Below are 12565 nucleotides of genomic sequence, written 5' to 3'. Positions count from 1 at the left end.
AGTGAAAAAGTATATAAATTAAGTGTGGAAAGACTACTAAAGAAATATAATGTTAAGATTAGGGAATTTGAAATTGATTTTGGCAAAAGTAAGGTTGTATGTAGAGATGTTATTCCTATGGACGAACTCTTGGAGAAAATTGAAAAGAGTGATGTAACAGTATACTTATATAATAACTTTTTTGAGATAGGAAATCTTACAATTTATTCTTCACAAGATTTTCTCTTACAAAATTTTGATAAAATAGTATACATTTCTAAATTATTAAATGAGAGGAAGGTTTTCTTTTACGGAAAAGATTTGGATCTTCTTTCTTTCATAATAAAACATACTTCCGTTAAGGAGTTAAGAATAATAGAAAAGGATGGATGGGTAGTTATTAACAATTTAGTCTACAATCTTAGTTGTGGTGAATCTGGCCTTATTACATTACTTATGTATTTGCATGAATTATTCAGACCACTAATAATTGGAAATTGTAATTTAATATATTATGCTAGTTATTTCATCAATAGAGGGATAGTAGCAATACTTAATGATAGAGTTTATGTTGATGGGAATTTGATTTCTCCACCAGACGTTAACTTGCTCTCTTTTATCTCTTCAAAATTTTTAAAGAATAGATATGAAATAAAAGAGCCTAAGTTAGATGTTATATCCAAAATAAGAGAGTTTGAGGAAAAGTATGAGGCTAGAAAAATTGTCATTAACGGTTCTTCAGTAGAAATATGGTAGAACGAGGTTTTTTAAGTTTCATGTTCGACTAATATTCATGGACTATTCGGCAGTAGTGGAAGAAGTTTCAAAGTCAGTTGTAACAATACTGACTAAACAATTAACTTTAGATGAATTTCTTATGCCATCAGTTGCAGAAGGTTTAGGTTCTGGTTTTAGTGTTTCAAAAAATTTTGTTGTCACTTCCTATCACGTTATTCAAAACGCTAGGAATATAATAGTTGTTTCAAGAGATGGTTTTAGTAGTGAGGCTGATGTTGTTGCAATAAATCCCTTTAATGATTTAGCTTTACTTTATGTTAAGCTGGATTTAAAGCCACTAAAATTACAAGAAAAAGTTAAGGTAGGAGAGGGAGTTCTAGCGGTTGGAAGTCCATTAGGTTTAGATAGCGTGACTTTAGGGATTATAAGTAGTGTAGATAGGACTATTCAATCCCCTTTAGGAAATCCTTTATATGTTTTGCAGACTGATGCTGCAGTAAATCCGGGAAATAGTGGTGGTCCTTTAGTAAATACTAAAGGAGAAGTTGTAGGGGTTGTTACTGCTATGATACCTTATGCGCAAGGAATAGGATTTGCAATTCCTTCAAAATTAGTTATTAGTTTTTTAAAAAATATTGAGAAAAATAATGGAAAATATATTAGGCCTTACCTTGGTATAAGGGTTTTAAAATTAAATAAGGCAATAAGTACATATTTCAATTTACCTTCAGATACTGGGGTTTTAGTAGTTGCTGTAGATGAAGATAGTCCTGCTTTTGAAGCCGGAGTTAGGAGAGGCGATATAATTACTGAAGTAAATGGCAAAAAAGTAGAATCTCAGTTAGATTTGGTTGCTGGAATTGATGAAGCTGGAATAAGTGAGATAGAGATTAAAATTATCAGAGGCAAGAATAAAGGTACAATAAAAGTAACTCCAGTAGCATTAGCTGAGTAGTATTGTTCTTGCTCCATGAACTATTAGCTCGTTTAATTCAGGGCATAAACTAAGGTTTTTATTTGCTAATATATCATTTATTTCATTCTCTTTATTTTTTAGCTCTTTCAATTTATTTTGAATTCTGTTGTATTCTGACTGTGGAATAATTGTAGTAACTAGATAAGCATCTCTTTTTAGAGCTTGAATTGCTGCAGCTACCGACATAGCTTTTCTTCCACCTGTAAAATCAACAAAATCTCCTTTACCTATTTTTTGAAATATCTGAGACTTGAACTGTTCATACTCTTGCTTATTAGTTATGTCAGAGATATTTATCTTAATTTCTACAACTTCTGAGGGAATCTTTTGACAAATGAATAATGCTTTTACTAATTTAAAGGCAAATTCAACGTCTTTATCTAAAGTTCTTATTAGATAGATTGTATCTATTTCAACTTTACTTGGATTATCACTTTCATAGTTCCCGTTGATTAAGTTTGTGTAGGTCTCAAATACGCCTCCAGGACTAGTGCCTAGTGTAGCTATAAGTTTTACCATATAATCAAGATTGAGCAGAGGCATAAAAATTATAGACCAAGTACTTTAGGCACGTTCTTTTCGAATGGTGGGTAGATGACTCCTTTCTCCGTTATTAATGCAGTAACATACTTTGGTGGAGTTACGTCAAATACGGGATTATATACTTTTACGTTTTCTGGTGCTGTTGGAATGCCTCTTATAGTTCTCACTTCATTAGGATCTCTTTCCTCAATCTTAATTTCATCAGCCTTACTCTTTAAATCAAAAGAAGATGAAGGAGCTAAAGCATAGAATGGTATTCCAAGTTCATGTGCAATTACAGCCTCCTTAAATGTGCCTATTTTGTTAAACACGTGTCCATCTTTTAATATTCTATCAGCACCAACCATAACGCTATTCACCATGTTTTTATACATAACTAATCCAACTGCAGTGTCTGTAATTAGAGTAACTGGTATGCCTTCTGCCATTAACTCATAAACAGTCAATCTACTGCCTTGTAACCAAGGTCTTGTCTCTGGTGCAATTACTGAAACTTTCATTCCTAAATAATGAGCTAATTTTACTGGAGCCAATGCTGTACCTAAACCAGTCCCAGTAGCTAAACCACCAGCATTACATTGAGTTAATATAGTATCTCCTTCGTTTATTTTTTCTAAACCATACATACCTATTTTAAGTTCAGCATCCAATTCTTCCTCAAATATTCTGTTAGCCTCTTCCTTCATCAACTGAATAAGCTCATTCACGTTTTTTGCTTCGCCCTCATCAATTTTCTTTTTTGCAAAGTTTAACATTCTTGATGTTGCCCAGCTTAAATTTACTGCAGTAGGTCTAGCTTGATCCATTATTTGTTTTGCTTTTACTAAAGTTTCTATAGCTTCATTAAGTGTTGATGGTTTTGAAGATGTTAATGCTAAGACCATTCCATATCCAGCTGTTATTCCTATGGCTGGTGCTCCTCTGACTTGCATTAGTTTTATTGCTCTAGCTACTTCTTCTGGAGTTTTAACGTCTATATAGACTGTTTGAAATGGTAAGGCTGATTGATCTAAAAGGGTTAAAGTATCTTCTTTCCAAATTATTGGTCTTAATTTTGGTTTAAAAATAGCCTTTAATTCTTCTAATGAGACCATTGTTTTTCATTTTCAGTTAGAAAATTAAATATGTTTGCATATTTCTTTTAGCTCTTTATAAGGTGGCTTCTTCAACTTTTTGAATTGAGAGTGCGAATGGTTTCTTAATCCTCCTTTCATAGTTCTTGGTATGTGTGTTAGTTCGTGAAGGGTGACGTAAGCCTTTTCTTCACAAGACAATTTATCATATTTTTCTGAAATTACTTCAATTATGTAAAGTATGTTTGGAGATAAGACAAATCTCCATTGTGAAGGTAGCATTAAGGTTCTGGCGATTGCTCTAGTTTTTGATCCTTGACTTCTTATAAATATCACTTTGGTTAAATCTAATCCTAAATTAAATTTTTCATTTATTATTTCGGCTAATTTTCTAACATCTTCAGCGTATTCAAACTTCATTATGTTTTATATTTTGAAGTATTGTTTAATATATATGATATTAGCTACCTTAGGCTCTAATAAGCTTGTGACAACTACTAATGCTATTTTAACTGAAGTCTTTACTGGACTTAAACCAGATGAAATTGTGATATTAGCCGAAGAACAATCAAAAAGGGATTACAGTAAAATTGCAGAGATACTGAAAGTTTTAGGGATAAATGCTAAAGTAACAGAAAAGATTATGGGTAGAGGAATAGAAGAATGGAGAAATAAGTTGAAGGACTTAAAAATAGATGTTGCTGATATTACGCCAGGAAGAAAATATATGGCTTTAGCTGTATATACTTATTCAAATGCTCATGAAATTAGGTATATTTATCTAGAGAAAGAGGAGGAAGGATATAGGATATTTGGTTATGCTCCTTTTACTGATGTGAGAATTTATGATCTTAGGAATAGTTCCTTGATTTCTTATGATCCTCCGCAAACCATCAAAGGTGGTAATAAAAATGTGGAATTAGGAAGAGAAGGGATAAGGGCTCTTCTAAATCTTTACTTGCTTTTAGGTAATGAAATTGTTTTAAATTTAAAAAGTGAAGAAGGAAGCATTTCCTTAACTTACGATGGGAATAAACTTTCGGAGATTTCTCAACTTGCTAATGAATATAAGACATGCTTAGTTAGGTCTGGCTTTTTTGTATATGAGGCAGAAGATAATATAAAAAGACTAGCAAGTGATAAAGATAATTACTTTATAGCAGATGTAAACGTTTATATTAATCTAGGTAATCGATTGAGTAATCTCATAAAGAATGGGAATCAAATTCTTTTTTCTTCATCAACTTATTCTGAGCTAGAAAATATGCTTAATACTACTCAGAAAAATGATAAAAAGTTATATATAGGTAATCTAGGAATGGATAGTTTTAAGAAAATCCATAATACAATTCCAGCAGGGTATGTTAATAAAAAACTAGGATCTGATATTAAATTAATTAAAGAGGCAATGGATTTAAAAGGACATTATCCAAATGTGATTTTACTAACTTGTGATCAAGGTGTTTATAACTCTGCTCATCAAAAGATTAAAACTGTATTATTAAAAGAACTTAGGAATGGTAAAGGAAGTGTTGAGGAATTAATTTATTGTTTAAGATATTTTGCTGATATAGACTTAGAAATCAATGGTAAAGTCTATGCCACTATAAAGAGAGAAAGAATGTATGGAAAAGATAAATTATCCTTAATTAATCAAGAAGAGAAATACAATTACCCATATTTTATTAGCTTAGTTGAAAATTATCTGAAGGGAGAGAATTGAAAAAACTACATGAAGTTCTATCAGCTTTATTTCATCCTTCAGTAGTAACTTTTATCGTGTTTTCTATTACAGTAACTTTCTTGCACTTAGAATATTATTCTCTTCTGATAATTACAATTTTTTATTCAATAATTCCCTTTCTTATTGTATTTTTTATGGTAAAAGCAAAAAAGGTTACTGACATTTATGTTAGCAGAAAAGAGGAGAGGTTTATTCCCATTTCTCTTTCAATATTTTCATACATAATTGGACTAATTTTAGTAAAAGAGGATGTTTTGTTTAAAATTCTTCTAATTTACATTATAAATACTATAATAATTCTACTGATAACACTGAAGTTTAAAATTAGCGTCCATGTAAGTACTACTGTTGGTGGAATAACTTTACTTGTCTTTATTCTAGGCATTTATTATATCCCTCTTTATCTCTTTGGTGTACTTATTTCGATATCTAGATATAAATTAAAAGCACACACTTTTTCTCAAATAATTTCAGCATGGTTTTTAGCTCCTCTCTCGTATATAGAATTATATTTTATGTTTCATACTTTATTTTATGTTCGGACCTAAATTTTTGGATAATGAAGAAGTAGAGTTTACTCTTTGGGCTCCTTATCAGTCAGAAGTGTTCCTTTTGATAAATGGTAACAAATATAAAATGGAAAAAGACGAAAAAGGTTACTTTACTGCTACAGTTAAAGCTAAAGAAGGAGACAAATATTCCTTTCTTACCAACAAAGGAGAAATTCCAGATCCAGCATCGAGATATCAGCCAGAAGGCGTTCATGGAAAATCTCAATTAGTTTCTCTGCAGTATAATTGGGATAGTAAAGACGTAAAGATTGACCCTAAAAATTTGATTATTTATGAGATTCATGTTGGAACTTTTACAAAAGAAGGAACTTTTTATTCTGCTATAGAAAAATTTGATTATTTAGTTGATTTAGGAGTAACAGCAGTAGAAGTTATGCCAGTTTTTCAATTCCCGGGCAAAAAGGACTGGGGATATGATGGAGTTTACTTATATGCTGTCCAAAACTCTTACGGAGGCCCTTATGCGTTCATGAAATTTACTGATGAAGCTCATAAGAGAGGACTATCTGTAATTTTAGATGTAGTTTACAACCATGTAGGTCCAGAAGGAAATTATATGACAATATTAGGCCCTTATTTTTCCTCAAGATATAAAACACCATGGGGTTTGACGTTTAATTTTGATGACGCTTATAGTGATGAAGTTAGGAAATTTGTACTAGAAAATGTCAGATTCTGGCTAGAGATTTTTCACGTAGATGGCCTAAGACTGGATGCTGTTCATGCAATATATGATTTCTCTCCAAAGCATATACTAGAGGAAATTAGTGAAATAGCCCATAGTTTAGGAAAGTTTGTAATAGCTGAAAGCGATCTTAATGATCCTAAAATCATTAGGAAGGAGTGTGGATATAATATTGATGCGCAATGGGTTGATGATTTTCACCACTCAATTCATGCCTATATAACTGGAGAAAAGAATGGATATTATAGTGATTACGGAAGTCTTGATGATATAGTGAAAGCATATACGGATGTTTTTGTCTATGATGGTAAATATTCTAATTTTAGGAAAAAGACTCATGGTATGCCAGTGGGAAACTTAGATGCTTGTAAATTTGTAGTTTATATTCAAAATCATGATCAAGTTGGAAACAGAGGAAACGGAGAAAGGATTTCATTGTTAGTAGACAAGGAAAGTTATAAAATTGCCTCAGCTCTATATATTTTATCACCCTTCATTCCCATGATTTTTATGGGTGAAGAGTATTATGAAAAGAACCCTTTTCTTTTCTTTTCAGATTTTTCTGACCCGACTTTAATAAAAGGAGTAAGAGAAGGAAGACTTAGGGAGAATGGGCAAACTATAGATCCTCAATCTGATGAAGCTTTTGAAAAGAGTAAGTTGAGTTGGAATATAGATATTGAAATATTAGAATATTATAAGAAATTAATTAATATAAGGAAGGAGTTTGGTAATAAGTGTTCTAGGAATGTAAAAGTGAATAAAGGGGAAAACTGGTTATCAATAGTTATGGAGAAAATAATGCTTTTAGTTTCCTTTGCAAACACGGAGTTAGTTTCACCAGCTAAAGGAAATCTTATTCTTTCAACAACTAATTTTCCTGCAAAAGTAGGAAAAGGTCAAAAAATAACTGTAAATAAAGGCGTTGGGGTTTATTTAATATAACGTTAAATATTCCTTTATCTAAAGTTTCAGTATGTTTATATATAAGGACATACCTTTAAGACCTGGAGAACCTTACCCTTTGGGTGCAACATGGATTGAAGATGAAGACGGGGTTAACTTTTCATTATTCTCTGAAAATGCAACAAAAGTTGAACTATTACTATATTCACAGACTAATCAAAAGTATCCAAAAGAGGTTATAGAAGTAAAACAAAGAACTGGAGATATATGGCATGTTTTTGTACCCGGTATTATGCCTGGTCAACTTTATGCTTACAGAGTTTATGGTCCATACAAACCAGAAGAGGGATTAAGATTTAATCCTAACAAAGTACTGATAGATCCTTACGCTAAGGCTATAAATGGTAATGTAGTTTGGAATGATGCAGTATTTGGATATAAGATAGGTGATCAAAATCAAGACTTATCCTTTGATGAAAGACCAGATGACGAGTTTGTTCCAAAGAGTGTTGTTATTGATCCAAATTTTGATTGGGATGATGATCACTTCTTTAGAAGGAAAAAAATCTCGCTGAAGGATATGGTTATTTATGAAGTCCATGTTAAGGGTTTTACTAAGCTAAGAATGGATCTGCCGGAAAATATAAGAGGTACATACAAAGGTCTAGCGTCAAAGCAAATGATCGAATACTTAAAAGATTTAGGCATTACCACTGTTGAGGTAATGCCTGTGCATCACTTTGTCGATGAAAGATTTCTTGTTGAGAAAGGGTTAAGAAATTACTGGGGTTATAATCCAATAAATTATTTTTCACCAGAGTGTAGGTATTCCTCTTCCGGCTGTCTTGGAGAGCAGGTGAAAGAGTTTAAAGAAATGGTAAATGAGTTGCATAATGCTGGAATTGAAGTAATAATTGATGTAGTTTATAATCACACTGCTGAAGGAAACCATTTAGGTCCAACTATTTCTTTTAAAGGTATTGATAATTTAGCTTACTATATGCTAGATCCTAAGAATAAGAGATATTATCTAGATTTTACTGGTACGGGAAATACATTGAACTTAAGTCATCCTAGAGTTTTGCAAATGGTGCTAGATAGTTTACGATATTGGGTATTACAAATGCATGTTGATGGTTTTAGATTTGATTTAGCAGCAGCATTAGCTAGACAGTTATATAGTGTTAATATGTTGTCAACTTTCTTCGTAGCTATTCAACAAGACCCTGTTCTTTCTCAAGTAAAATTAATTGCTGAACCATGGGATGTTGGACCAGGAGGTTATCAAGTTGGTAATTTTCCTTATCAATGGGCTGAATGGAACGGTAAGTATAGAGATATTATAAGAAGGTTTTGGAGAGGTGAGGCAATTCCCTATGAAGAGTTAGCAAATAGGCTTATGGGTTCTCCAGATCTATACGCTGGAAACAACAAGACACCTTTTGCAAGTATAAACTATATAACTTCCCATGACGGATTTACTTTAGAGGATTTAGTAAGTTATAATCAGAAACATAATGAAGCTAATGGACTTAATAATGAAGATGGAATGAATGAAAATTATAGCTGGAACTGCGGTGCTGAAGGAGATACAAATGACAATAATGTGGTATTTTGCAGAGAAAAACAAAAGAGAAATTTCATAATTACTTTATTTGTAAGTCAAGGTACACCAATGATTTTAGGAGGAGATGAGATAAGTAGAACTCAAAAAGGAAATAATAACGCTTTCTGTCAAGATAATGAAATAAGTTGGTTTAACTGGAATTTAGATGAAAGGAAGTTAAAATTTCATGATTTTGTAAGAAACATGATATACTTTTATAGGGCACATCCAATATTTAGGAGAGCTAGATATTTTCAAGGCAAAAAGCTTCATGGAATGCCTTTAAAGGATGTAACTTTCCTTAAACCTGACGGTAATGAGGTTGACGAACAAACATGGAAATCACCAACAAATTTCATTGCATATATTCTTGAAGGAAGCGTAATGGATGAAATAAATGAGAAAGGAGAGAGAATAGCAGATGATACTTTTCTTATAATACTAAATGGTTCTCCGAATAATGTTAAGTTCAAGTTTCCTCATGGTAAATGGAGTTTAGTTGTATCTTCTTACCTACGGGATATTAGAGATGATGAAAAAATTGTAGAAGGAGGAAAGGAATTAGAAATTGAGGGAAGAACAGCATTAGTTTATAGGAGGATTGAGTATTAAATGCAATTACTTTCCACTTATAGATTACAGCCAATGAAATTTAGAGATATAAGAGAAAAACTTGATTACTTTGTAAAACTTGGAATTACTCATCTTTATTTATCTCCAGTCTTAAAGGCTAGACCAGGAAGCACACATGATTATGATGTTGTTGATCATAGTGTTATAAATGATGAGTTAGGGGGAGAAGAAGAATATGTAAAACTTATTGAAGAAGCAAAAAGAAAAGGCTTAGGGATAATTCAAGATATTGTCCCAAACCATATGGCTGTTCATCATACTAATTGGAGGTTAATGGATGTATTAAAGAATGGAAAGAAAAGTCGTTATTATGAGTATTTTGATTTTTATGAAGAGGAAGGGAAAATAAGGATTCCAATTTTAGGTGATAAGAATTTCAAAATTACTTATGTTAATGGTGAACCTTTCATAGATTATTACGGGAATCTTTTTCCTATTAATGATGAAAGTAAGAGATATTTAAACGATATCAATACACTTTTACAAAACCAGTATTATGAACTTGTCGATTGGAAAGAGTATCCTAGTTATAGGAGGTTTTTCGCAGTTAATGAACTCATAGCCGTAAGGCAAGAAGTGGATTGGGTTTTTGATGAGTCACACTCAAAAATCTTGTCATTTAATGTTGATGCTTATAGGGTAGATCATATAGATGGGCTATTTGACCCAGAGGGATATTTAAGGAAACTAAAAGCTAAATCAAAAGGGAAGCTGATTTTTGTTGAAAAGATACTTTCGATTGGCGAGAAGCTAAGGTGGGACTTCATTGAAGGGACTACTGGATATGATTTTCTAAATTATTCCAACTTATTATTCACAGCTAACGAAGAAAAAATGAGCAAGATATACGAGGAAATAATAAAAATTGACTTAGATAAATTAATTATAGAAACAAAGAAAAAAATTATTGATATAATGTTTAAACATGACATAGAAAGATTAGCTAAAATGTTAAACGTAAGTTATGAGGAACTAAAAGAATTTCTCTCATGTTTGAAAGTTTATAGAACATATATCACAGAAAAGGACAGGAGAGATGAAATAATAGTAAAGAATTGCAATCAAACTATATATGAAAAAATGAAGAATAATATTAAGGCTTTCATGAAGTTACAGCAATATATGCCTGCAGTATTCGCTAAATCATATGAGGACACAGTTTTGTTTATTTATTCTAGATTAATCTCGTTAAATGAGGTTGGAAGTGATCTTCATTATTATTCAATTCCTTGTGAGAAGTTTCATGAATTTAACATCAACAGAATCGGTACTTTATCGTTTAATGCTACTTCTACTCATGACACGAAATTTAGTGAAGACGTGAGAATGAGAATTAGTGCTATTTCAGAGATCCCGGATGAGTGGAGTAAAAAAGTAAACGAGTGGCATAGTATACTTAATCCTAATATTGATAAAAATGATGAGTATAGGCTGTATCAGACTATAGTAGGTAGTTTCGAAGGATTTAATGAGGAGTACAAAGAAAGATTAAAGGCACATATGATAAAGGCATTAAGAGAGGCTAAAGTTAACACTGATTGGATAAACCCAAATAAAGACTATGAAAATAAGATAACAAGTTTAATAGATAAAATGTTTGAGAATCAGAAATTTAAAGAAAGTTTCTTAGAATTTGAAAATAAAATTGACGACATGGGAAAGGTAAAGTCACTTTCCCTATTAACTTTAAAAGTAATGTCTCCAGGGGTAGCTGACTTTTATCAAGGTTTAGAGAACTTTAGATATCTGTTGACAGATCCAGATAATAGAAGGCCAGTGACTTTTGGAGAGATTCCAGAAAAATTTGACGATAAATTATTTGAAAATGGAAAAATAAAGGCATACGTAACAAAGGTTTTGCTTTCTTTAAGGAGAGACTTCGGTGATTTATTTATTAAGGGAGAATATAAGCCATTGAAACTATCTAAAGGTTTATGTGGATTTATGAGGGGAGACAAGGTTTTAGTGATTGTAAAAACATTGAATAGAGATTTTGAAGTTACAATTGAAGATGAGTACACTGATGTTATAACTAATAAAAAGGTGAAAGGCAAGGTTAAAGTAGGCAAACTTCCTTTAGTTCTTGTCAAATAATTCTTTTGCTAAATAATAAAAACTTCTCTCATTGTAAAAACTTGAATTTTCTTTTAAGCTTTCTATCAAATCTTTGTTGTTATAAGGACTTCCACTACCGTAAATATCTCTTTCGTTGAGTGGTTTATCTTTAATGTAATATACGTTTGGGATACTAAGTGAAAAATTATTTGACGAAGAAACAACGATTATAGTTACTTTATATTCTAACACTTTCTTTATTTCTCTCTCATTTGGCGAATGAATAACTAAAGGTAAATCATGGTATTCAGCAAATTCGTATACGTACTCTAATTTTTTATCTAGAAGAGAAAAACCGTGATGGTTTGGATGTAAAACAATTCCTCTTATCTCATGATCATATTGTCTACCTAGTTCAATTTCAGGTGGAACTCTGCATTTAGGATTGTATATACCAAGTCTAATTACATAATCCCTTCCCTTACTCCATAAATATTGCTGATAAAAACCATCTACACAACATTGGCATGAGTACTTATAAAGTGGGTTAAGCACAATCTTTTCTATTTCAAAATTTTCATAACTCAATCTTAATTCTTTAACATAACTGTAAAGTTTTATACCATAATAAGTTAATGAGTCTATAACCTTTCTCATATTGGAACTCCATGTAATGAAAGTATTGAGATTCCTATTAAACCTAGAATGAAGGCTATCACAAAAGCTATAATTATTGAAAGGATGGCAATTAGAAATGCTCCTCCCCAACCTGTTTCAAATAATATCTTAAATACTCCAAGAAGAGCTATGAAGGCTATTATAATTCCGAAAATCCCAATTATTGGCCTTCCTAGGAGAGCACTTATTCCGGTAAATATGCCTACTACTATTATAAATACTATATAACCAGCTAACGTGGCTAACATTGCTCTCCCAAAGGAGGAGTGTCTACTAACTATTTTTGATGCTAACCAGACTGGAATTGAAGCTATTATCCATCCTATTATAAATCCTATGATTATTCCTAAAATTCCACCTATATGAGGCATAGAGAA

General features: G+C 31.7%; 12 protein-coding genes. 7 read left to right on the top strand and 5 right to left on the bottom strand.

Annotated features, from left to right (window positions below):
• Nucleotides 1-24 precede the first annotated feature (24 nt).
• Nucleotides 25-735 (top strand): hypothetical protein, encoded by a 711-nt coding sequence (locus tag ACAM25_RS10670; protein WP_369609707.1) that lies wholly within the window; start codon nucleotides 25-27, stop codon nucleotides 733-735.
• A gap of 37 nt (nucleotides 736-772) precedes the next feature.
• Nucleotides 773-1672 carry a S1C family serine protease gene (locus ACAM25_RS10665; protein ID WP_369609706.1) on the top strand — a complete coding sequence of 300 codons (900 nt, stop codon included), beginning with the start codon at nucleotides 773-775 and terminating at the stop codon, nucleotides 1670-1672.
• Here ACAM25_RS10665 and crn1 read toward each other — a convergent pair.
• From crn1 to ACAM25_RS10650, 3 genes are read right to left on the bottom strand one after another with little or no spacing between them, the layout of a single operon-like run.
• A complete protein-coding gene (gene crn1 / locus ACAM25_RS10660; protein WP_369609705.1) occupies nucleotides 1661-2212 on the bottom strand; it encodes a CRISPR-associated ring nuclease Crn1 in 552 nt (183 codons plus the stop codon). The two genes, ACAM25_RS10665 and crn1, sit on opposite strands and share 12 nt — an antisense overlap.
• A 29-nt stretch (nucleotides 2213-2241) precedes the next feature.
• Nucleotides 2242-3330 (bottom strand): S-methyl-5-thioribose-1-phosphate isomerase, encoded by a 1089-nt coding sequence (locus tag ACAM25_RS10655; protein WP_369609704.1) that lies wholly within the window; start codon nucleotides 3328-3330, stop codon nucleotides 2242-2244.
• A 24-nt stretch (nucleotides 3331-3354) separates the two neighbouring features.
• A complete protein-coding gene (locus ACAM25_RS10650) occupies nucleotides 3355-3729 on the bottom strand; it encodes a putative metallopeptidase (protein ID WP_369609703.1) in 375 nt (124 codons plus the stop codon).
• A gap of 34 nt (nucleotides 3730-3763) precedes the next feature.
• Here ACAM25_RS10650 and ACAM25_RS10645 point away from each other — a divergent pair, with 34 nt between their 5' ends.
• The 5 genes from ACAM25_RS10645 to ACAM25_RS10625 are packed head-to-tail and all read left to right on the top strand — an operon-like array spanning nucleotide 3764 to nucleotide 11549.
• The gene (locus tag ACAM25_RS10645) at nucleotides 3764-5032 is read left to right on the top strand and encodes a hypothetical protein (protein ID WP_369609702.1); all 1269 of its coding nucleotides are present in this window, start codon (nucleotides 3764-3766) and stop codon (nucleotides 5030-5032) included.
• Entirely contained in the window at nucleotides 5029-5601 is a 573-nt protein-coding gene (locus ACAM25_RS10640) for a hypothetical protein (protein ID WP_369609701.1), read from the top strand. The genes ACAM25_RS10645 and ACAM25_RS10640 overlap by 4 nt, the downstream gene beginning before the upstream one ends.
• On the top strand, nucleotides 5588-7255 hold the full coding sequence (gene treZ / locus ACAM25_RS10635) for a malto-oligosyltrehalose trehalohydrolase (protein ID WP_369609700.1): 1668 nt from the start codon (nucleotides 5588-5590) through the stop codon (nucleotides 7253-7255). Before ACAM25_RS10640 ends, treZ begins: the two co-directional genes overlap by 14 nt.
• 31 nt (nucleotides 7256-7286) lie before the next feature.
• The gene (gene glgX / locus ACAM25_RS10630; RefSeq protein WP_369609699.1) at nucleotides 7287-9434 is read left to right on the top strand and encodes a glycogen debranching protein GlgX; all 2148 of its coding nucleotides are present in this window, start codon (nucleotides 7287-7289) and stop codon (nucleotides 9432-9434) included.
• The gene (locus tag ACAM25_RS10625; RefSeq protein WP_369609698.1) at nucleotides 9435-11549 is read left to right on the top strand and encodes a malto-oligosyltrehalose synthase; all 2115 of its coding nucleotides are present in this window, start codon (nucleotides 9435-9437) and stop codon (nucleotides 11547-11549) included.
• Here the strand turns inward: ACAM25_RS10625 and ACAM25_RS10620 are convergent.
• Complete coding sequence (locus ACAM25_RS10620; RefSeq protein ID WP_369609697.1) at nucleotides 11532-12167, bottom strand: hypothetical protein; 636 nt, start codon at nucleotides 12165-12167, stop codon at nucleotides 11532-11534. The genes ACAM25_RS10625 and ACAM25_RS10620 overlap by 18 nt on opposite strands.
• A complete protein-coding gene (locus tag ACAM25_RS10615) occupies nucleotides 12164-12559 on the bottom strand; it encodes a hypothetical protein (RefSeq protein WP_369609696.1) in 396 nt (131 codons plus the stop codon). The genes ACAM25_RS10620 and ACAM25_RS10615 overlap by 4 nt, the downstream gene beginning before the upstream one ends.
• Nucleotides 12560-12565: the final 6 nt, after the last annotated feature.

Origin of the sequence: Sulfurisphaera javensis (genome assembly GCF_041154675.1) — an archaeon.
GTDB classification, from domain to species: Archaea; Thermoproteota; Thermoprotei_A; order Sulfolobales; family Sulfolobaceae; genus Sulfurisphaera; species Sulfurisphaera javensis.
Note: the sequence above shows the minus strand (reverse complement) of the source record. Positions and strands in the feature narration are given on the sequence as shown.